This window comes from Gaetbulibacter jejuensis, from assembly GCF_039524015.1.
GTDB classification, from domain to species: domain Bacteria; phylum Bacteroidota; class Bacteroidia; order Flavobacteriales; family Flavobacteriaceae; genus Gaetbulibacter_B; species Gaetbulibacter_B jejuensis.
In genome coordinates this window covers 55,679-77,335 of the sequence record NZ_BAAAGF010000004.1, presented here as the reverse complement: position 1 = coordinate 77,335, position 21,657 = coordinate 55,679, and the positions used below count along the sequence as shown (strand labels likewise).

The window sequence follows — 21,657 nt, the reverse complement described above, 5'->3', positions numbered from 1 at the left end:
TCAGTTACTGAAAAGAATAACTTTGTAATTTCCTGTAGTAACCAGCAGTTTCTGCTGAAAGAAAAACATGATCATCTTTAACCAACCCAATTCCATCAGAATAATAAACGCGATTTTTAGCAGGATAAATAAAGCCATCATCCCTTACAAAAGATACTATTAACTCAAGGCAATCAAAAGTACCTGCTTCGGTATCATACATAACGATTTCAGCTTGAGTTTCTGCAATACTATTTACTATTCCCGAATTCTCTTCATAAGAAGGATATATTATAAAAGAGTCATTAATATTGTTAGAAAATTTAATTCCTCCTTCACTATTAACTAAATACCCTAGGGAATCTCTATAATATTCAAAATGCTCTCCGTTTTCTGGCACAAAACCATAATTTCCATTAAAATTCCCAGTTATTGTTCGACTGAATTTATAATATAAATTGTCATTGATTTCCTCCATTCCTACAATTGAAATTGTTTCATGTAAATCCATTGGGTTTTCATTCCCCTCATTATCGATGCCATACCATCTATACTCCCATAAATTACCTACAGTTAAGGCGTAAAAATTGTTTTCGCTTTCAGACTGAGGTTGTGAACTATCACCTGAATTGCAAGAGAAAATCAATGTTAAAAAAGCTAGAAAGAAAATACTACGTTTCATTTTTGAAAAAATTAGTCGATTAATAACGTAGTTCTATTTTATAAAAAAGTATTGTTGGTTGATATACTCCTTAACGAAAAGGGGTTGGGATTATTATGTTATTTGATGTAAAACCCAAAGAAACAAAGAAGATTCCGCATCGAAGTACGGAATGACAAACTACCCAATCAATCCTTTAATGGCATCAAAATCCAATCCGCCATAATTCCCAGAACTCATTAACAACAAGGCTTTGTCTTTAAAATCTTGAGAGAATAAGTAGTTTTTAAAATCGTCAGGATTGGTATAAATAATTAAATCATCACGCTCAAACGCTTTGGCAATTTGCTCGTGCGTTACTGCATCTAGCTTTTTTATTTCCACAGCATGCGGACTATAAAATACCACTGCAACATCAGCAGCATCTAAAGCACCTTTGTATTCTTTTAAAAATTCAGCATTTAAACTAGAATAGGTATGCAGTTCTAAACACGCAACTAGCGTTCTGTTTTTATACTGCTCTTTAACCGCTTTTGTTGTGGCTTCTACCTTACTTGGTGAGTGCGCAAAATCTTTGTAAGCAACACTGGTTGCGCTTTCAGCTATTTTCTCCAAACGTTTACTAGCGCCTTTAAAGGTTGCAATAGCTTCATAAAAATCGTCTTCGTCAATTCCCATGTGTTGGCAAATCCATTTAGCTCCTGCAAGATTATTTAAATTATGCTTACCAAATACTTCAATAGGTAAAGGACCTTCTGGAGTTTCTAATAGGGTTTCGCCATCTTCAACCGTATATTCTGGTGTGTAATATGGTAGCTTACGTATGGTATTTTCACTAGCTTCTACTACTCTAGCAACTTCAGCATCTTCAGCATTATATGTCACACTTCCACCGCGAACAATACTATCAACAAAAATGCTGAATTGCTCTACATAGTTTTCATAGGTTGGAAATACATTAATATGATCCCAAGCAATACCACTTAACAAGGCAATGTTAGGTTTGTACAAGTGAAACTTTGGTCGTCTGTCTATTGGTGAACTTAAATATTCATCACCTTCTAACACGATAAAATCGTTGTCATCTGTGAGTTTTACCATAACATCAAACCCTTCAAGTTGCGCACCAACCATATAGTCGACATCACGATCGTGATAATGCATCACGTGCAAAATCATAGACGTAATAGTGGTTTTACCATGGCTTCCACCAATAACAACACGTGTTTTTTCTTTTGACTGTTCGTACAAAAACTCTGGATAACTATAAATTTTTAAGCCTAATTCTTGAGCTTTAAGCAACTCTGGATTATCAGCTTTGGCATGCATACCTAAAACGACTGCATCTAAATCTGCTGTAATTTTTTCAGGAAACCAACCAAAAGCTTCTGGTAACAAACCCTTGTTTTCTAAGCGAGTTTTTGAAGGATCAAAAATAGTATCGTCGCTTCCTGTTACTTGATAACCTTTGTTATGTAATGCAATGGCCAAATTGTGCATAGCTGCACCACCTATAGCTATAAAATGTACGTTCATAGTAAAAAATAATTCGAAATGTTACTTCGAGAAATTCCTGTTAACACAGGATTAAATTAAAAAGTAAATATACTAATTGATGCTGGAAGACCGAAGTTTGAAGTCACAAGTTTTTCTATCTTTTTCAAGCTTGGGTTAAGGTCGCTTGCTTTCAAGTTTAGCTTTACGAGTTAACAAACTTTCATCTTTAAGACTCGCATAGGCTTCGTCAATAGTTTTTATTGCCAACTCATAATTCTCTCGCTTTTCATACAAATCGATTAAATGCGTGTAGCACTTAATAGAACCTCCTACTCTCACTGCATTTTTATAATTGCTTTCAGCTGGTCCATATTCTTTTTCGTCTTCATGCACATGACCCATTGCCAAATATCCATCAACTGGAGAAATGGCAAAGAGTTCCTTGGCATACTTCATTGCTTTTTTTGAGCTTCCACCTATAATTCCTGGAACCTCAAGATAATAATGTACCAAAGCCCAACGAGTATCAATGTGGTTAGCGTCTAAATTTGCTGCTGTTAAAAATGCGTCTTCAACATCTCCAATTAAGCCTAACGCTCTAAACTTACTAACCGATTTAGCTTTCATACCAAGAGCTCCTCCATACTTGTAATGGTAATTAGCCACATTGGGTTTAGCTTCAACCAATTTTTCATAGTTCTCTATAGCGTTGTCCCAATCTTTTTGGTAACCATAAACATCACCCAAAACTTCAATAGCTTCGAGATTGTTTGGATTTTCTTTATGATATTTAAGCGCTAAGGTTTTTGCTTGTTCAAGTTGATTATTGTCTAAAAGCGTATGAATCTGCTCTACAGTTTTTGACTGTCCAATCAGTACCAATGGAAATAAAAGAAAAGCAAAAAATAATTTCATACGTCTTTAATTACTATTACAAATCTAAACTTTCAAATTCAAATGTTATTGTTTTTATAACCTAATTCTGTTTCTTAGTCTCTTAAAAAATGGCTACTTTAACTCAACCAATACTATACTTTACTAATTCATCGTTTTTTGGAATACATTTTGAAGTTAGTTTTGAAGAAAACGCATATTTATGAAACAACTTATAGCACTTTTGATGATAATTCTTTTTGCAAACCACACACATGCTCAGTCCAATAATTATGACGATCTCTGGAAAAAGGTCAGTCAGTTTGAAACTGACGGTTTACCAAAATCGGCTTTAGAAGTTGTGGAGCAAATAAGAACACTTGCCAAAAAAGACAACAATGCTCCACAAAACATTAAAACACTTATCTACAAAAGTAAATATGCTTTAACGCTAGAAGAAGATGCGCAACTCAATATTATTAATGAGTTTAAAGCTGAAATTAGCACTAGCGAAACACCTGTTAAAAATGTATTGGAAAATATGCTTGCCACAATGTATTGGCAATATTTTCAACAAAACAGATACCTTTTCTACAACCGTACGCATACTGAAACCAAAGTGGATAGTACCGATTTTAGAACTTGGGATTTACAAACCTTGTTTAACGACATTCATTTGCATTATCAAAATTCTTTAAAAAACGGACTCATACTTCAGCAAACACCTATGGTAAACTATGATGATATTTTACTTAAAGCAACTGAATCTAAACGTTATAGACCAACACTTTTTGACCTTTTAAATCACAATGCATTAGCGTTTTATAAAACCGACGAAAACAGCATTACCAAACCTGCTTATCAATTTGAAATTGACAATGCAAACTATTTAAGTGATGCCAAAACATTTGCTAACCTAAACATTACATCAAAAGATTCTACTTCGTTACAACTACATGCGCTCAAAATTTATCAAGACCTGATACAATTTCACGTAAAAGATAAAGAACCTTATGCATTAGTTGATGCTGATATTGACCGTTTACTGTTTGTATCTCAAAAAAGCATTTTAGATAATACCGAAAGTCTTCTTCTAGATACCTTAAAAGCTTCACAAGAGCTTTGGAACACACATGAAACCTCAGCTTTATATAGTTACCACATTGCTTGGACGCTTTATCAACAAGGTAATAAGTATGTACCTAGAACAAATGCTGATGTGAGATGGAAAACTAAAGAAGCCTTAGAACTTTGTAACGCAGTAATACAAAAATTTCCTGAAAGTAGAGGTGCTGAAAAATGTGAAGTTCTTAAAGGCATGATTTTGCAAAGCAACCTTCAAATTACTACTGAACGCTTTTTACAAATTCAGCAGTATGGCAAAGCTTTGGTAAAGTATAAAAACATTAACCAATTGCATTTTAAAGCTTATAAAGTAACTAGTTCAGAAGCTACAGCTTATAACAAATTATATGATGCTGAAGAACGCCTGAACTACATCAACAAACTAAAAGTTACTGAGCAATGGCAAGTAGAATTGAAAAATGAAAATGATTACCAATTGCACACTACCGAAGTGATTTTACCAAAATTAAACAATGGTCAGTATATCATAATGGCAAGTGTTGATAATGAAGACAAGACATTTGCAACCCAAATCCTTCAGGTCACTGATATGGCAGTTGTTGAAAAATCAGACAAAACCCATCATATTTACCAAATTATTGAAAGGGAAAATGGACAACCAATTGCTGGTTTGGACGTAAAAATTTCTTATAAAAAAGACTATAATCGCAGCTACATTACCGAAGAATTAACCACAAATCAAAATGGTGAATTCAAACTAAAAAAGCATAAAAATGATTTCTTTTACGACCTTAGTATTTATGCTGAACGCAAAGGCGAAATCGCTTTTTTTAACGGATTCTATTTAAGAAATTATGGTTGGAGAGATGATATCATAACCACTTATCGAGCATTTTTATTTACTGATAGAAGCATTTACAGACCAGGACAAACCGTTTATTTTAAGAGTATAGCCATGAAAGCCAAAGATGGAAAATCTGAGGTTTTAACAAATGAAAAATTAAGCGTTGTACTGTATGACACCAACTATGAAGTTGTAAAGGAATTACACCTAAAAACCAATGAGTTTGGTTCTATTTCAGGAGAGTTTATACTACCTAGCAACGGACTTACTGGTAATTACACACTTGATTTAAAAGCTAGCAGCAACGATATTCATGCTTCAAGTTCAATTTCGGTTGAAGAATACAAACGTCCTAAGTTTGAAACCAAGTTTAATCCTGTTACCGAAACCTACAAAGTTAACGACTCGGTAACTGTAAAAGGAACTGCTTTAGCTTATGCAGGAAGCAACATTACTGATGCTAAAGTGGTTTATCGTGTACATCGAAAAGTGCAATATCCTGATTGGTACTATTGGTATCGTCCTTGGTTTAATAGCGAACCTCAAGAAATAACACATGGTGAAAGCATAACCAACAGCAAAGGTGAATTTGAAATCACCTTTAAAGCGCTTCCTGATGAAAGTGTTGATAAAAGCAGTTTGCCTGTTTTCAATTATGAAATTACTGCTGATGTTACCGACTTAAATGGTGAAACACGCAGTGCCACAGCTATTGTTAATGTAGGTTACCATGCATTAATGGCTTCTATTTCGGTTAACAACACATTAGACAAAAACAAAAAAGACCACACTATTAGTATTAATACCAAAAACCTTAATGGTGAATTTGTTGCTGCTAAAGGAACGCTTAAAGTATATAAATTAAATGCTCCTGACAGAGTTTTAAGACAGCGTACATGGGATGCTCCAGATTATCAAGTTATTTCTAAAGAAGAATTTACAAGCAAGTTTCCTCATGAAGCTTATAGTAACGAACATAATCCAGACAATTGGGAAAAAGGCGCATTGGTATTAACCAAATCTTTTGATACCGAAACCTCAAAAGAGGTTAAACTAGGTACCATTAAAAGATGGGAATCTGGTCAATACATTATTGTTTTAGAAAGTGAAGACAAGTTTGGTCAATTGGTAAAAGACCAAGCTAAAACTACACTATTTAGTGACAAAGACAAAACTTTGGCAGACAATCAACTATTCAGTATTACAACAGACAAGTCAACTTATAGTGCCAATCAAAGTGTATTGGTCACTTTAGGTTCAGCTGCTGAAGATATTATTGTAACGCTTGAAGTTGAGAAAGACCAAGACATCATCAAGACATTTATTATTCCGTTAAGCAACACTAAAAAAACCATTACTATTCCTGTAACTAGTGATGATATTGGTGGTTTTGCTATTCATTATAGTTTTGCGGCTTACAACAGTTTTGTCAGTTCAACATTGCCTATTACTGTACCATATCCTAAAACCGATTTAGAGATAGAAACCCTAACCTTTAGAGATAAGCTACAACCTGGAGCTGATGAAACTTGGAGTTTTAAAATTAAAGGTTCTAAAGGTGAAAAAGTAAGTTCTGAGTTGTTGGCAAGCATGTACGATGCCTCTTTAGACCAATTTAAAGCTCACAACTGGACGTTTAACCCAATACAACAACCAACCTATTACTCCAACCATAACCGAAATGGGTCTCGCAGTTTTGGCGCTCAAGGTTTTAGAGTGTTTAATCCTTCACTAATCCCTAAACGTTTTGAGCAGCAACAGTACGACCAACTTAATTGGTTTGGGTTGTCTTTTGGAAGTAACTATCACATGTTACGAGGACGAGTTGCTGGTTTAGAGTTACGAGAAGAATCCATGAGAACTTTTTCTGCTGCTGAAGAGATGGAATTAGATGAAATTGTTGCATCTCCATCAGCTGACACTGTTTATTTTGTAAGAGATGGAAAATTCAGTTCCTCAGAGGACCTAGAAAATTCTGAAGCTTATTTTCTAATGAAAAAAGCCAAAGTTGTTCCTAATAAAAAAGTCGAAATAGGTGGAACAAATATGTTATTAAGTGAGATTACTAAATTTGACAATGTAGTAATTAGAAAAAACCTTCAAGAAACCGCATTTTTCTTTCCGCAGTTACAAACCGATGAAAACGGAAACGTGAGTTTTAATTTCACAACACCAGAAGCCTTAACCAAATGGAAATTGCAACTTTTAGCACATACCAAAACGCTTCATAGTGCTGTAAGCAGTTTTGAAACCGTAACTCAAAAAGAGTTAATGGTATTACCAAATACACCTCGTTTTTTACGTCAAGGTGATGTTATTACCATTAGCACCAAAATTGCTAATCTTACTGAAGGAGCGCTTTCAGGACAAGCTAAATTAGAGTTAACAGATGCTATTTCAGGAAAGGATATTAATCAAGATCTTATCAGTTCCAACATAGTTGAAACCTTTTCTGTAGATGCAAAAGGTAATACTCAAGTGTCATGGACGCTAAACATTCCTGATAATGTGAGTGCTATTCAATATAAAATTATAGCAAAATCTGGTGATTTTAGTGATGGTGAACAAAGTGCATTACCTGTGCTAACTAACAGAATGTTAGTCACCGAAACATTACCGATGTGGATAAAAAGTAACGAAACCAGAACGTTTACTCTAGACAAGCTTAAAAACAACGCATCTACAACCTTAAAACATCATAAGCTTACTTTAGAGATGACCTCTAATCCTGCGTGGTATGCTGTTCAAGCATTGCCTTACCTTATGGAATATCCGTATGATTGTAATGAGCAAACCTTTAGTCGTTACTATGCAAATGCGTTGGCAAGTCATATCGCAAACAGCAATCCTAGAATACAAGAGGTTTTCAATCAATGGGCATCTCAAGATGCATTAATCAATAATCTTGAAAAAAATGAAGAATTAAAATCTATTCTTATTCAAGAAACGCCATGGTTACGCGATGCACAAAGTGAAACCGAACAAAAGAAACGTATCGCTTTGTTGTTTGACATGAATAAAATGAACAAAGAATTACAATCTGCATTACGTAAGTTACAACAAAACCAAATGAGCAATGGTGCTTGGTCTTGGTTTAAAGGTGGACGCGAAAACCGTTACATTACACAACATATTATTACTGGTTTTGGGCATTTAAAACACTTAAATGTAACCTCTGGTTTTGAAGAGCAGTATATGATAGAACATGCTATGGAATATCTAGATGCTGAATTTGTAAAAGAATATAAAGACCTTAAAAAATACAATAGCAAAGTAGATTTAGACAAAGACCATTTGAGCTATACACAATTGCATTATTTGTACATGCGAAGCTTTTTCCCTGAAATTAAAACATCAAAAGAAGTTGAAGACATTACCAAATATTACCACACACAAATAGAAAAATATTGGTTATCACGTTCGTTGTATGCTAAAGGATTAATGGCTTTAATTACACACAGAATGGAAGATGACAAAACAGCTTCTAAAATCTTAAAGTCATTGAAAGAAAACAGTATTACTTCAGAAGAATTAGGTATGTACTGGAAAGAAAACACAAGCTCTTGGTATTGGTATCAAGCACCTATTGAAACGCAAGCGTTGCTGATTGAAGCGTTTTCAGAAATTGAAAATGACACCAAAACTGTAGACAACCTAAAAATATGGTTACTTAAAAACAAGCAAACCAATCAGTGGAAAACCACAAAAGCAACTACCGAAGCAGTTTACGCATTGCTATTACAAGGCAGCGATTGGTTAAGCGTTACCGAAATGGTTGATGTTGTTTTAGGTAATAAACCTGTTGAACCTTCAAAATTAGAAGCTGTAAAAGTTGAAGCAGGAACTGGTTATTATAAAACATCTTGGAATACTAGCGAAATTAAACCTGAAATGGCAGAAGTAAAACTCACCAAAAAAGGAAATGGCATTGCTTGGGGAAGTTTATATTGGCAATATTTTGAAGATTTAGATAATATAACTTCTGCTGAAACACCTTTAAAACTTCAGAAGAAATTATTTAAAAAGAATAATACTGATACTGGTGAAGAGCTTACAGAAATTACTTCTGAAACTTATTTAGAAGTTGGCGATTTGGTTCGTGTACGTATAGAATTACGTAGTGATCGCGCTATGGAATTTGTCCACATGAAAGATATGCGAGCAGCAGGACTAGAACCTGTTAATGTAATGTCGCAATACAAATGGCAAGATGGATTAGGCTATTATGAAGCGACCAAAGATGCAAGTACAAATTTCTTCTTTGATTACTTACCAAAAGGAATTTATGTGTTTGAATACGACTTACGTGTAAACAATTCTGGAGATATGAGTAATGGCATCACAACCATTCAAAGTATGTATGCACCAGAGTTTAGTAGCCATAGTGAAGGCGTGAGAATTTCAGTTAATAATTAAATAAAAAAGGCTTCAAAAATTTGAAGCCTTTTTATTATTTACTTGGTGGCGTTGTTGGCCTAACCTCTATTTTACTAGGTAAGGTTCTTGGATTCATTTTTAATAAATCAACAACCAATTCACCAATATCTTCACTTTGAATTTTCCAAGCATCTTTATCACTTGGTTCATTACCATTAAAATGTGTAGATACTGATCCTGGCATAATAGTACTTACTTTAATACCATACTTACGCAAATCTAACATAACCGCTTGTGTAAAACCTGTAACACCAAACTTACTGGCATTATAAGCAGAACCATTCGCAAAGAAATTGGTTCCTGCTAGACTGGAAATAGAAATATAATAGCCTTGACTATTTTTTAAAGCATCAACACTTGCCTTAATAGTATAAAATGCTCCTGTAAGGTTAGTATCAATAGTATCTTGCCATTGCTGTAACGTAATATCTTCAATACTTGCAAAATGACCAACACCTGCATTAGCAATTACAACATCCAACTGTCCAAATTGGGAGACCACGTCTTTTACAGCGTCTTGTTGGCTTTTAAAATCAGTAACATCGGCTTTGAGTCCAATAGCTTTTGCGCCTGATTTACTTGACGCGTTTAATTTACCTGCAATTTCATGTGACCTTGCACTACTTCTACTAGTTATGGCAACATGAACACCTTGATCCATTAAACATTTAGCAATGCCATAGCCAATACCTTTTGTGCCTCCTGTAATGAGTGCAACTTTATTTTGTAACATATATAAATTATTTTTTTGGTGGATAATTTTCTAAAATCTTTACCACAATAGCTTTGAACTTAGCTTCGCGTTTATCTGGTTTAGCATTTGGATTAAAACTGTCTTCACTTACGGCTTGCCAAAACAAACCAACACCGTTTTCATCAACAAAATCGATAATAATTTGACGATTGAGATTTGATTGTCCAACAGGAATTCCAATAGAAACGCCTCCTCCTACATTACGTCCTCCTCCACCTAGACCAACACCAACCGAACTTCGGTTTGCTTCTTGAAACTCATCGCTTTTAATATCTATAAAGAAGTCTGGTGTTTCAGACAAAGTGAGCCCTTTACTTTGAAGCTCTTCGTCTAAAGCGTTCATTAAACGGTTAGTATCCAGTTCGTTTAACCCTGATTGGATATTGGCGTAATAATTATAGGTTTTATAAGTTGTAAAGTCGGTTGCAGTTTCGTAGTCGTAATTCACTCTAATTGGAGCGCAAGACACCAAAAACAGCACAACTATTAATGATAAATATCTCATAACTTTTTTATTTAAAGTTACGAAATTAATTACTCATCAGCAGGTTTTGCGTTAAGCATTTGCCAAAGTTTATCTTTAAGTTCTTGAAGACCTTGTTGCGCTACTGAAGACATAAACATATAATCTACTGGGAGTTCATTATCTAATTCTTCTTTAAGCTCTGCTTTTAACTCGTCATCTAGCATATCACTTTTAGAGATAGCTATAAAACGTTCTTTATCTAAAATTTCAGGATTGTAGCGCTTTAATTCATCTAGTAAAATATCATACTGTTTTTTAATATCATCAGCATCCGCAGGAATTAAAAACAACAATACTGAGTTACGCTCAATATGACGAAGGAAATAATGTCCAAGTCCTTTTCCTTCTGCAGCACCTTCGATAATTCCAGGAATGTCAGCAATTACAAATGATTGATGATCTCTATACTCTACAATACCTAGGTTAGGTTTTAAGGTAGTAAACTCGTAATCGGCAATTTTAGGTTTAGCAGCTGTAACCACTGAAAGTAGTGTAGATTTTCCTGCATTAGGGAAACCCACTAAACCAACATCAGCTAAAATTTTAAGCTCAAGAATAATGTCACGATCTTCTCCGGGAATTCCAGGTTGCGCATATCGTGGTGTTTGGTTAGTAGAACTTTTAAAATGCCAGTTTCCACGTCCTCCCATACCACCTTTGGCAATGATTTTTTCCTCGCCATTTTCGGTAATTTCAAAAAGGATTTCGTTAGTTTCTTTATCTCTAATTACAGTCCCTAGTGGCACATCCATGTACACATCTGCTCCATCGGCTCCTGTGCTTCTACTCTTACCTCCATGCTCACCATGTTCAGCTCTAAAGTGCCTTTTAAATTTATAGGTATACAATGTCCATAGGTTAGCATTACCACGAATAATAACGTGACCTCCTCGTCCACCATCACCACCATCTGGACCTCCTTTTTCTATATATTTTTCACGATGTAAATGCGCAGAACCTTTGCCTCCATTTCCGGAAGCAACGTGTAGTTTTACGTAATCGACAAAATTACCTTCAGTCATTGTATGAGTTTAAAAGTTGAAAGTTTAAAAGTTATAAATTTTTAAACCCAAATAAAATTATAACGAATCTATAACAGCACTTAATCGCTCAGTAATATCTTCAATACTACCAACACCATCTACACCATAATATTTGTCTTGTGCAGAATAGTAATCTTTAAGTATGGCTGTTTTTTTGTAGTATTCTTTAATTCGGTTTCTAATAATGTTTTCATCAGCATCATCAGCTCTACCACTAGTTTTACCACGCTCTAATAAACGTTGCACTAAAACTTCATCATCAACTTCAAGAGCAATCATAGCATTAATTTGAGAGTCCTTTTGATCCATTAATTTATCTAATGCTTCAGCCTGTGCATTGGTACGTGGAAAACCATCAAAAATGAACCCTTTAGCATCAGCATTTTTTTCTACTTCAGCATTAAGCATATCAATAGTTACTTGGTCAGGAACCAACTCTCCTTTGTCCATGTATGATTTTGCTAACATGCCAAGAGCGGTTTCATTTTTAATATTGAATCTAAACACATCTCCTGTAGAAATGTGTACTAAACTGTATTTTTCTTTTAAAAATTCGGCTTGTGTGCCTTTTCCTGCTCCTGGAGGTCCAAATAGGACAAAATTAGTCATGTGTTGTGTGGTTTTTAATTGATATATAGCTGGCAAATCTCTACCCAATCCATCATAGTCAAGTCCGTAACCAACTATGAATTTATTAGGAATTTCCATACCAACATAATGTAGTTTAAAATCTTTCTTATAGGCTTCTGGTTTATAAAACAAGGTCGCTATTTTAAGTTCTTTTACATTTTCGTTTTTGAAAATTCTATGAACTTCAGCCAGTGTTTTACCAGAGTCGATAATGTCTTCTAAAATTACAACAGTTCTGCCTGTTAAATCTTGTGTTAAACCTACTAGACGCTGAATATCGTCAGTAGATTTTAAACCTTCATAAGACGCTAGTTTTATAAAAGTAACTTCACAAGGTTTTGGGTATTTCTTTACAAAATCGCTTACAAACATAAACGACCCATTTAAGATCCCAACAAACACTGGCACTTCATCTTGCAAGTCGTTTGCTATGGCAGTAACCATGTGCTCTACAGTCGCTTGAATTTCGTCTTCAGAAATAAACGGTTTAAAATGTAAATCGTGAAGCTTTATCACTTGTTTTTAATTTTAGAAATGCAAAGATAATCATTTGATTAACGTTTTGCGAATTCTCGTTTAGATTGTTAAGATTTTAGTTTTTTCAGAGGGTTTTGATTTGTACTTTTGTGGAAAATCAACACAATGAATTTTTTCTCTTCAGAATTTAAGCTAGGTATTCTTGGTGGTGGACAACTTGGTAAAATGATGCTTTACAATACCAGAAAATTTGACATCCACACTAAAGTACTGGATGCTAGCAACGAAGCACCTTGTAAAATTGCATGCGACGAGTTTCAACTTGGTGATTTAATGGATTTTGATGCGGTTTACAATTTTGGAAAACAGGTTGACGTTTTAACCTTTGAGATTGAAAACGTAAACACAAATGCACTTGAAGCTCTAGAAAAAGAAGGCGTAAAAGTATATCCTTCTTCAAAAACTTTGAGAACCATTCAAAATAAAGCAACACAAAAACTGTTTTATAAAGACCATAACATCCCTACAGCCGATTTTACTCGATTCGCTTACACTTCTGAAATTAAAGAAGCTATTCACAATGGAGGCTTACAACTCCCTTTTGTATGGAAAAGCGCACAGTTTGGTTATGATGGTAATGGTGTAAAAGTTGTAAGAACTATAGAGGATTTAGAAGGTTTGCCAAATGTTGAGTGTATTGCAGAAGACATGATTCCGTTTAAAAATGAACTCGCAGTTATTGTGGCTAGAAATGTTGATGGTGATATAAAAACGTATCCAGTAGTTGAAATGGAATTTCATCCTGAAGCCAACCAAGTCGAATATGTTATTTGTCCTGCACGAATTGATGACACTGTTGCGCAAAAAGCTCGTGAAGTGGCTTTAAATGTTTCTAAAGCATTTAACCATGTTGGACTTTTAGCGGTTGAAATGTTTCAGACTAAAAACGATGAGATTTTAGTTAATGAAGTGGCTCCAAGACCTCACAATTCGGGGCATCAAACTATTGAAGCGAGTTACACTTCACAGTTTGAACAACACTTACGTGCTATTCTTAATTTACCATTAGGGCAAACCGATAGTAAAGTTGGTGGAATTATGGTAAATTTGGTAGGAGCCGAAGGTCATACAGGAGATGTTGTTTATGAAAACATTGCTGAAATAATGAAACTAGAAGGTGTTACACCTCATATATACGGAAAAAAACAAACACGTCCGTTTAGAAAAATGGGACATGTAACCATTGTAAATGAAGATATAAACGAAGCAAGACGTGTAGCTGAACAAGTAAAGAAAACCATTAAAGTTATAAGCAAATAAACTATGAGCAAAGTAGGAATCATTATGGGAAGTAAAAGCGATTTGCCTGTTATGCAAGACGCTATTGATATACTAAAAGGATTTGATATAGATATAGAAGTTGATATTGTTTCGGCTCATCGTACACCTGAAAAACTGTTCGATTACGGTAAAAACGCACATACAAGAGGCATCTCAGTAATTATTGCTGGAGCTGGTGGTGCAGCACACTTACCTGGTATGGTAGCTTCTTTATCTCCACTACCTGTTATTGGTGTTCCTGTAAAAAGCAGCAACTCTATTGATGGTTGGGATTCTGTTTTATCTATTCTTCAAATGCCTGGTGGTGTTCCTGTTGCAACTGTGGCTTTAAATGGTGCAAAAAATGCAGGAATTTTAGCTGCTCAAATTATTGGTAGCTCTGACCAATGTGTTCTAGATAAAATAATGGTTTACAAAGAAGGTCTGAAAGCCAAGGTAATAGAATCTGCTAAAGATTTATAACAAAAAAACCTCGACAGAAAGCCGAGGTTTTTAACGCTATTAATCAATTATTTCTTTAAAGAGCTCTCTTTAAAACTCTTATGAAAAATCTGCCGCAAAGATAAAATTATATTTTAAATAAAAACCTAAAAAAAAAGTTAATATTCAGTATTTCAATTTCTTAGTAGGAAAAATATCACACTGACTTTAACAATTAATAGCACTTAAAATGAATATTTTAAACAAACCCTTTGACACTCAATTTCATACTGCTCCGTTTTCAAAAATAAAGAACGAGGATTTTCTTCCTGCAATTAAAAAAGGAATTGAAGATGCAAAAGCAGAAATTGATGCCATAACCAACAATACGGAAGCACCAACATTTCAAAATACTATTGAAGCTTTAGATTTTTCAGGTGAACAGTTAGATAGAATCTCAAGTATATTCTTCAATTTAAATTCTGCTGAAACCAACGACGAAATCCAAAAGATTGCTCAAGAGGTTTCACCTTTATTATCTGAATTCAGTAATGATATTACTTTAAACGAAACGTTATTTAAACGTGTTAAAGCCGTTTACGATGCCAAAGACAGTTTAGATTTAACAACCGAACAGTTAACACTTCTTAATAAAAAATATAAAGGGTTTTCTAGAAATGGAGCCAACTTGCCTGAAGACAAAAAGCAACAGCTTCGTGACATTGATAAAGAATTAAGTAAACTAAAACTAAAATTTGGCGAAAACGTATTGGCCGAAACCAACAAATATGAACTTCACATTACTAATGAAGCCGATTTAGATGGTTTACCAGAAAGTGCCAAAGAAGAAGCCAAACAAACTGCCGAACAAAAAGGTAAAGACGGTTGGATGATTACCTTACAATATCCAAGCTACATACCGTTTATGACCTATGCTAAAAATCGTGAGCTGCGTAAAAAACTAGCTTTAGCTTTTGGAGCAAAAGGGTTTAACAATGATACATTAGACAATCAAGACATTGTTTTAAAAATTGCCAAACTACGTCATCAACGTGCTAACTTATTAGGATACAAAACGCATGCGCATTTTGTTTTAGAAGAGCGTATGGCAAAAAATCCTGAAACTGTAAACACCTTTTTAAACAATTTATTAGAAAAGGCTAAACCAGCTGCCGAACGTGAGTTTAAAACATTAAGCGATTTTGCTAAAGAACTAGATGGTATTGAGCAATTACAAAAATGGGATGGTGGTTATTATTCTGAAAAATTAAAACAAAAGCTATTCGATTTAGATGACGAAAAGCTAAAACCATATTTTCAACTTGAAAACGTTATTAATGGCGTGTTTACCATTGCCGAAAAACTATACGGTTTACAGTTTGAAGAAATCAACACGATTGATAAATACCACGACGATGTGCTTACTTACAAAGTGGCTGATAGTGACGGTAATTATATTTCGGTTTTTTACGCTGACTTTTTCCCAAGAGCAGGAAAACGTAATGGTGCGTGGATGACTGTGTACAAACCACAATATGTGAAAAATGGCGAAAATAGCAGACCTCACATTTCTATAGTTTGCAACTTTACCAAACCTACAAAAACCAAACCTTCACTTCTAACCTTTAATGAAGTTACCACACTTTTTCACGAGTTTGGTCACGCTTTACATGGTATGTTAGCCAACACTACCTACCCAAGCATATCTGGTACAAGTGTGTTTTGGGACTTTGTAGAATTACCAAGTCAGGTGTTGGAAAACTGGTGTTACGAGAAAGAAGCTTTAGAGCTATTTGCAACACATTATGAAACTGGAGAAGTAATCCCAATGGATTTAATTGAAAAAATAAAAGCTTCAGCTACGTTTCATGAAGGTATGCAAACTTTGCGTCAGTTAAGTTTTGGGTTACTGGATATGAGTTGGCATGCTAACGAAGCACCAGAAACAATAAATTCAGTAAAAGCACACGAACAAAAAGCATTTGAGAACACGAAACTTTATCCTGATGTTGCTGAAAATTGTATGAGCACCTCGTTTTCCCACATTTTCCAAGGTGGATATTCATCTGGTTATTACAGCTACAAATGGGCTGAAGTATTAGATGCTGATGCATTTGAGTTTTTTAAAGAAGAAGGCATTTTTAGTAAAAATGTTGCACAGAAGTTTAAGGACAATGTGCTTTCACAAGGAGGAACTGAAGACCCTATGACGCTTTACAAACGATTTAGAGGAAAAGAACCTCAACCAGAAGCACTACTAAAACGTGCTGGTTTGATTGAGAAATAATTATGATTAAATAACGTTGTTGTTTTATGAAGTTTTTAAAGCTTTTAGTACATATCTGCGTTATTCTATCTCTAACTGTAATTACACAAGTTGGTGGAATTGTATGGCTTTTATCTGTTTTTGTTTCAAAAAAGATGAAAACTAAAAAGCGCTATACATTTCCACTTTTATATTTAGTCTTTAACCTTTTAGTTGTTCCGCCAATTGCTAAAATATTTGGTCGTGAAAAGTTACCTATTTTCAGTTCAGAACTTAAACCAAGAAATATAGCATACCCTTTACTTTTTAGAAATTATGTAACTCCTGAATTAAGTAATCTGTTAATAACTTCAGCTGCAGATTTAAAACCCAGCAACATTTCAATTACTTATCTAGATGCTAACTTTCCTTTTTTTAATGGTTTTCCGTTGCTACCACATTTAAGTCATAATGATGGTAAAAAAATTGATATTTCATTTCAATATTTAGATAATAAAGGAATGCCTACCAATAAAAAACCTTCTATTTCAGGATATGGAGTTTATGTCAATTCAACAAACCAAACATCAGAAAAATGCAAATATAAAGGCTATTGGCAATACGACTTTCCAAAATACTTATCCTTTGGAAAAATAAATGAATTAACTCTAGATGAAAAAAGCACTAGGACTCTAGTGTTAGAATTCGTTAACAACTCCAATACTCAAAAAATCTTCATTGAGCCATATTTGAAGCAACAATTGCAGTTGCAGAATTATTCAAAAATCCGATTTCATGGGTGTCAAGCCGTAAGACATGATGATCATATTCATTTGCAAATAAAATAACTTTCAATAATTTTTGAAAGTTTAAAATATTTTATATATTTGCTCTATGGAATATCAAGAAGCAAAAGAAAAATTTATTAGCACTTGGGGAAGTTTAGGTTCGCTTTGGGGAATAAATAAAGCCATGGCGCAAATTCAAGCACTGCTTTTTATTTCCACAAAACCCTTGTCTATGGAAGACATTATGGAAGAACTTAAGATTTCTAGAGGCAACACTAGCATGAACTTAAGACAATTAATGGATTGGGGAATTGTAACCAAAGAAATTATTCCTGGTGAGCGTAAAGAATATTTCACTACCGAAAAAAATGTACAAGAATTAGCACGAATTGTCGCCAAAGAACGAAGCAGACGTGAAATTAAACCAGTCGTTAAAATACTAAAAGATGTATCATCTATAAAAGATGATGGCACTGAAAAAACTAAAGAACTTATAAAACAAACTAAAGCATTACATGAGCTAACCGACACAATGGATACTATGATAAACAAAGTGGTAAACCAGCAACAAAATTGGTTAACAAAGTCGTTACTTAAACTCTTTAAATAAAAAAATTTAAAACGTACTTTCAAAATTTATTGAAAGTTTAAAAATATTAAAATGAATTATAACATCATAACATACTGTATATATATTCCAATTATATTCTTCATTATGATTAGAGTTGGTTGGTTATTTTACAGTTATGGTGAAGTCTATCTATTACACTTATTTCATCAAAAAAAATCAATTGTAAAAAACATTAATAATCTCCTACTAACAGGTTATTATCTATTAAATCTAGGCTACGCTATTGTAACAATCTCGTATTGGGAAAAGGTAAATTCTTTTTCTGAAGCAGTCAATTCTATCAGTTGTCATTTAGGTATAATTATTATTGGTCTAGCAATATTGCACTATAACAATATTTTATGTTTAACATACTTAGTAAAATCAAAAACTTTAAAACAATAAATCATTATGGAAAATTCAAAAATTATTATCGGTTACATTGTATACCTACCTATTGTTATAATACTAACAATCTATGTATCTAAAATGTTATTTAAAAATGGTAAACTTTTTATGATAGATATCTTCAAAGGAAAAGAAGACATCGCATTAGCTACAAACAAACTCTTTGAAATTGGTTTTTATCTCACCAACATTGGTTTTGCTCTATATATTATGGAAATTCACTATTACAATAATAGCCCAATCACTAGTCAAAATCTAATAGAGATTTTAAGCAAAAAAATAGGGGGCTTTACCATTTATTTAGGGATTATTTTATTCTTGAATCTGTTTCTTTTTTTTAGAGGAAGAAGGATTTCTAAACAACCTACAAAACCATCAACACAACAAAAAACGAGTTAAAATGAAAACAATAATAATAGCAGGTGGAAGTGGGTTTCTAGGCAAAGTGCTTGAAGATTACTTCGTCCAAAAAGGGTATTCTGTTAAAATACTGACTCGAAAACCAAAAAAAGAAAATGACATTTACTGGAATGCAAAAGATATTGGAAAATGGGTAGACGTTTTAGAACATGCTGATGCACTAATCAATCTTACAGGAAAATCAGTTGATTGTAGATATACAGAAAAAAACAAGAAACTAATTTACGACTCTAGAATAGACTCAACTCATGTTTTAGGCTTAGCAATAAACTTATGCAAAAACCCTCCAAAAGTATGGATAAATTCTTCTACAGCTACAATCTACAAGCATTCATTGCATAAAGAAATGACAGAAGAAAATGGAGAAATTGGTAATGACTTTTCAATGAACATTGCAAAGTCTTGGGAAAAGACATTCTTTTCAGTTATCAACCCAAACACAAGAAAAATAGCATTGCGTACATCAATTGTATTAGGAAAAAATGGAGGGGCTTTAGTTCCTCTAAAACGTTTAACAAAATTTGGTTTAGGAGGTAAACAAGGTAATGGAAACCAAAAAGTAAGTTGGATACATGAATTTGATTTTGCTAGTGCAGTTGAATTTATATTAAACACTGAAACTCTACAAGGCAAATTCAACTTAAGCGTACCTCATCCTACAACAAACTCTATTTTAATGAAATCTTTAAGGAAAATATTAAAAGTACCTTTTGGATTATCACATCCAAAACCCATATTGGAATTTGGAGCAAAATTAATTGGTACTGAGACCGAGCTTGTCTTAAAAAGCAGGAATGTTATTCCAAAACGGTTAATCGATAATGGTTTTAAGTTTAAACACCTAAAAATCGAGAATGCTATACACGACTTATTGACTAACTAATTTATATTAATTAATATTATTTAGCTATTTTTGACTAAATACTTGAAAAAGAAACATGCCTAACCATACACTAAATCCTGATAATTGGATTGACAACTATTCCGATTATCTTTTTAACTATACCATATCGCGTGTAAACGACCGTGAAATGGCTAAGGATTTGGTTCAAGACACTTTTTTTGCCGCATTAAAATCAATGAAAAACTTTAAAGGCGATGCCAACGAACGCACATGGCTTATTGCTATTTTAAAGCGAAAAATCATTGACCATTACCGCAAGATAAACTCTAAAAAAGGACAAGCTGAAGTGCGTATGTCTTACAACTCCGATGAAGCTGAAGGCGATTGGCTTGAAGAACGTGTTTCGGATCCATTTGATAAAACAGCGGAAGACAAACTTGAAAACGAGGAGTTAGGCGATGCTATTTACAACTGTTTAGGCAAACTTCCTGAAAAACAAGCTAATGTTTTTAAAATGAAAACCATAGAAGGATTAGATACTGAAACTATTTGTAATGAATTAAACATTACTGCGTCTAACCTTTGGGTAATTATCCATAGAGCCAGAAATGCTATGGCTGAATGTTTAGAAGAAAATTGGTTATAATAACAACAAATGAAAAAAAGTGTACTGTTTATATCGTGCGAAGAAGCAAAACAAATTTGTGATAAATCACAATATGGAGATGCTACTTTTTGGGAAAGAATAAAGCTTACAATACGCTTATCTTGGTGTAGAGTAACAAGAGCTTATACAAAACGAAATAAATCGCTTACAAAAACCATAAAGTTTTCGGATGTGGAATGCTTAAAAAAAGAAGAACGTCAAGCACTTAAAGATCAATTAAGTCAGCAGTTGAAAAACCAAAATTAATAGCAACCACAAAACAGGAATGCCTTCTACAAAAAAGGCACTGTAATATTTTGATTGTTCTTTTTTAGCCAACACAACACTTAGCAAAGTAATAGCAGTAATTACCAATAAAACCAGTAGATTCATTAACTGCATATCATCTTTTAAATAGTCCAAAAAGAAGAACACCATAAGTAACAACACACCTATCAATTTAGTTTTTTTAACTCCTATTTGCTGCGGAATTGTTGCTAGCTTTACACTATCATATTGTAAATCTCTTATTTCAAATGGTAACATCAACACGAGGACAAATACAAAACGCTGAATTGCTGTAATACTCACATCCCAATTCATTAAAAAATCTGCATTCGCAAGCGGTAAAAACACAGTAACACCACACCAAACTAAAGCTATCACATATACCTTAAGACCACTTAAACTTCTTAAATTTTGTTTCTCATCAAGAAAAATCTTTTTGGGTAAAAATGGGATTGCATATAAAAATGTAACAACTCCAAAAACAGAAATATAGACTAATGTTGTTTGCTCCAGCTGCAAGACATAATAACACATCAATAAAAAACAAACCAACGAGAATAATTGAATATATTTCAACCACGTTGCCAAACTTCTATGATGAAACTTTGCTAAGCCAAAAAACTTCACAAAATTATATCCTGTAATTGAAGCAAAGAAGATGAAAAAAAGGACATTTTTATCATAAGGCAATTCAAACTCTAAAAGTGTAATCCACGCTAATGAAAACACTGATAAAGCCACATGAATACTGCTATTGATATAAAAATCAAAAATACGCTTCAAAACCTTCATATAACAAAAATAGTCAAAGTGTTAATAACAGTTGTATTTGGTTAAAAA

General features: G+C 33.6%; 18 protein-coding genes. 10 read left to right on the top strand and 8 right to left on the bottom strand.

Annotated features, from left to right (window positions below; all coding sequences use genetic code 11):
* Positions 1 to 4 precede the first annotated feature (4 nt).
* The 3 genes from ABD011_RS12315 to ABD011_RS12305 all read right to left on the bottom strand — a co-directional run bounded on the left by ABD011_RS12315 (position 5) and on the right by ABD011_RS12305 (position 3,052).
* Positions 5 to 661, bottom strand: coding sequence for a hypothetical protein (locus tag ABD011_RS12315; RefSeq protein ID WP_131508114.1), 657 nt, complete (start codon positions 659 to 661; stop codon positions 5 to 7).
* 159 nt (positions 662 to 820) lie between these two features.
* Positions 821 to 2,176 carry a UDP-N-acetylmuramate--L-alanine ligase gene (locus ABD011_RS12310; protein WP_343798661.1) on the bottom strand — a complete coding sequence of 452 codons (1,356 nt, stop codon included), beginning with the start codon at positions 2,174 to 2,176 and terminating at the stop codon, positions 821 to 823.
* A 135-nt stretch (positions 2,177 to 2,311) separates the two neighbouring features.
* On the bottom strand, positions 2,312 to 3,052 hold the full coding sequence (locus tag ABD011_RS12305) for a tetratricopeptide repeat protein (RefSeq protein WP_343798659.1): 741 nt from the start codon (positions 3,050 to 3,052) through the stop codon (positions 2,312 to 2,314).
* 181 nt (positions 3,053 to 3,233) lie between these two features.
* Here ABD011_RS12305 and ABD011_RS12300 point away from each other — a divergent pair, with 181 nt between their 5' ends.
* On the top strand, positions 3,234 to 9,356 hold the full coding sequence (locus ABD011_RS12300) for an alpha-2-macroglobulin family protein (protein ID WP_343798657.1): 6,123 nt from the start codon (positions 3,234 to 3,236) through the stop codon (positions 9,354 to 9,356).
* A gap of 34 nt (positions 9,357 to 9,390) precedes the next feature.
* Here the strand turns inward: ABD011_RS12300 and ABD011_RS12295 are convergent, their stop codons facing one another.
* Genes ABD011_RS12295 through ABD011_RS12280 form a run of 4 tightly spaced genes read right to left on the bottom strand, consistent with a single transcriptional unit; the run spans position 9,391 to position 12,846 of the window.
* Positions 9,391 to 10,110 (bottom strand): SDR family oxidoreductase, encoded by a 720-nt coding sequence (locus ABD011_RS12295; protein ID WP_343798655.1) that lies wholly within the window; start codon positions 10,108 to 10,110, stop codon positions 9,391 to 9,393.
* A gap of 7 nt (positions 10,111 to 10,117) precedes the next feature.
* Entirely contained in the window at positions 10,118 to 10,636 is a 519-nt protein-coding gene (locus ABD011_RS12290; protein ID WP_343798653.1) for a DUF4136 domain-containing protein, read from the bottom strand.
* Between the two features lie 29 nt (positions 10,637 to 10,665).
* Entirely contained in the window at positions 10,666 to 11,679 is a 1,014-nt protein-coding gene (gene obgE / locus ABD011_RS12285; protein ID WP_131508102.1) for a GTPase ObgE, read from the bottom strand.
* Between the two features lie 57 nt (positions 11,680 to 11,736).
* Positions 11,737 to 12,846: an adenylate kinase gene (locus ABD011_RS12280; protein WP_262733194.1), complete on the bottom strand. Its 1,110-nt coding sequence runs from the start codon at positions 12,844 to 12,846 to the stop codon at positions 11,737 to 11,739.
* 126 nt (positions 12,847 to 12,972) lie between these two features.
* On the opposite strand from ABD011_RS12280, the gene ABD011_RS12275 reads away from it, so the two are divergent.
* The 9 genes from ABD011_RS12275 to ABD011_RS12235 all read left to right on the top strand — a co-directional run bounded on the left by ABD011_RS12275 (position 12,973) and on the right by ABD011_RS12235 (position 20,796).
* Entirely contained in the window at positions 12,973 to 14,127 is a 1,155-nt protein-coding gene (locus ABD011_RS12275) for a 5-(carboxyamino)imidazole ribonucleotide synthase (protein WP_343798649.1), read from the top strand.
* A 3-nt stretch (positions 14,128 to 14,130) separates the two neighbouring features.
* Complete coding sequence (purE, locus tag ABD011_RS12270; protein ID WP_129761468.1) at positions 14,131 to 14,610, top strand: 5-(carboxyamino)imidazole ribonucleotide mutase; 480 nt, start codon at positions 14,131 to 14,133, stop codon at positions 14,608 to 14,610.
* 208 nt (positions 14,611 to 14,818) lie between these two features.
* Positions 14,819 to 16,855 (top strand): M3 family metallopeptidase, encoded by a 2,037-nt coding sequence (locus tag ABD011_RS12265; RefSeq protein ID WP_343798647.1) that lies wholly within the window; start codon positions 14,819 to 14,821, stop codon positions 16,853 to 16,855.
* Positions 16,856 to 16,881: 26 nt separating this feature from the next.
* Positions 16,882 to 17,661 carry a hypothetical protein gene (locus ABD011_RS12260; protein WP_343798645.1) on the top strand — a complete coding sequence of 260 codons (780 nt, stop codon included), beginning with the start codon at positions 16,882 to 16,884 and terminating at the stop codon, positions 17,659 to 17,661.
* 46 nt (positions 17,662 to 17,707) lie between these two features.
* Positions 17,708 to 18,211, top strand: a complete 504-nt coding sequence (locus ABD011_RS12255; protein ID WP_343798643.1) for a GbsR/MarR family transcriptional regulator — start codon at positions 17,708 to 17,710, stop codon at positions 18,209 to 18,211.
* Between the two features lie 411 nt (positions 18,212 to 18,622).
* Positions 18,623 to 19,018 (top strand): hypothetical protein, encoded by a 396-nt coding sequence (locus ABD011_RS12250; protein WP_343798640.1) that lies wholly within the window; start codon positions 18,623 to 18,625, stop codon positions 19,016 to 19,018.
* A gap of 1 nt (position 19,019) precedes the next feature.
* Complete coding sequence (locus ABD011_RS12245; RefSeq protein ID WP_343798639.1) at positions 19,020 to 19,922, top strand: TIGR01777 family oxidoreductase; 903 nt, start codon at positions 19,020 to 19,022, stop codon at positions 19,920 to 19,922.
* 55 nt (positions 19,923 to 19,977) lie between these two features.
* Positions 19,978 to 20,529, top strand: coding sequence for a sigma-70 family RNA polymerase sigma factor (locus tag ABD011_RS12240; protein WP_131508085.1), 552 nt, complete (start codon positions 19,978 to 19,980; stop codon positions 20,527 to 20,529).
* Positions 20,530 to 20,538: 9 nt separating this feature from the next.
* A complete protein-coding gene (locus ABD011_RS12235) occupies positions 20,539 to 20,796 on the top strand; it encodes a hypothetical protein (RefSeq protein ID WP_129761471.1) in 258 nt (85 codons plus the stop codon).
* On the opposite strand, the gene ABD011_RS12230 is transcribed toward ABD011_RS12235, so the two are convergent.
* A complete protein-coding gene (locus ABD011_RS12230) occupies positions 20,767 to 21,609 on the bottom strand; it encodes a UbiA prenyltransferase family protein (RefSeq protein ID WP_343798636.1) in 843 nt (280 codons plus the stop codon). The genes ABD011_RS12235 and ABD011_RS12230 overlap by 30 nt on opposite strands.
* Positions 21,610 to 21,657 lie beyond the last annotated feature (48 nt).

Excerpts from the sequence above, each read along its gene's own strand:
- ABD011_RS12315 (WP_131508114.1), bottom strand. The coding sequence starts at position 661 with ATGAAACGTAGTATTTTCTTTCTAGCTTTTTTAACATTGATTTTCTCT.
- ABD011_RS12310 (WP_343798661.1), bottom strand. The coding sequence starts at position 2,176 with ATGAACGTACATTTTATAGCTATAGGTGGTGCAGCTATGCACAATTTG.
- ABD011_RS12305 (WP_343798659.1), bottom strand. The coding sequence starts at position 3,052 with ATGAAATTATTTTTTGCTTTTCTTTTATTTCCATTGGTACTGATTGGA.
- ABD011_RS12300 (WP_343798657.1), top strand. The coding sequence starts at position 3,234 with ATGAAACAACTTATAGCACTTTTGATGATAATTCTTTTTGCAAACCAC.
- ABD011_RS12295 (WP_343798655.1), bottom strand. The coding sequence starts at position 10,110 with ATGTTACAAAATAAAGTTGCACTCATTACAGGAGGCACAAAAGGTATT.
- ABD011_RS12290 (WP_343798653.1), bottom strand. The coding sequence starts at position 10,636 with ATGAGATATTTATCATTAATAGTTGTGCTGTTTTTGGTGTCTTGCGCT.
- obgE (WP_131508102.1), bottom strand. The coding sequence starts at position 11,679 with ATGACTGAAGGTAATTTTGTCGATTACGTAAAACTACACGTTGCTTCC.
- ABD011_RS12275 (WP_343798649.1), top strand. The coding sequence starts at position 12,973 with ATGAATTTTTTCTCTTCAGAATTTAAGCTAGGTATTCTTGGTGGTGGA.
- purE (WP_129761468.1), top strand. The coding sequence starts at position 14,131 with ATGAGCAAAGTAGGAATCATTATGGGAAGTAAAAGCGATTTGCCTGTT.
- ABD011_RS12265 (WP_343798647.1), top strand. The coding sequence starts at position 14,819 with ATGAATATTTTAAACAAACCCTTTGACACTCAATTTCATACTGCTCCG.
- ABD011_RS12260 (WP_343798645.1), top strand. The coding sequence starts at position 16,882 with ATGAAGTTTTTAAAGCTTTTAGTACATATCTGCGTTATTCTATCTCTA.
- ABD011_RS12255 (WP_343798643.1), top strand. The coding sequence starts at position 17,708 with ATGGAATATCAAGAAGCAAAAGAAAAATTTATTAGCACTTGGGGAAGT.
- ABD011_RS12250 (WP_343798640.1), top strand. The coding sequence starts at position 18,623 with ATGGAAAATTCAAAAATTATTATCGGTTACATTGTATACCTACCTATT.
- ABD011_RS12245 (WP_343798639.1), top strand. The coding sequence starts at position 19,020 with ATGAAAACAATAATAATAGCAGGTGGAAGTGGGTTTCTAGGCAAAGTG.
- ABD011_RS12240 (WP_131508085.1), top strand. The coding sequence starts at position 19,978 with ATGCCTAACCATACACTAAATCCTGATAATTGGATTGACAACTATTCC.
- ABD011_RS12235 (WP_129761471.1), top strand. The coding sequence starts at position 20,539 with ATGAAAAAAAGTGTACTGTTTATATCGTGCGAAGAAGCAAAACAAATT.
- ABD011_RS12230 (WP_343798636.1), bottom strand. The coding sequence starts at position 21,609 with ATGAAGGTTTTGAAGCGTATTTTTGATTTTTATATCAATAGCAGTATT.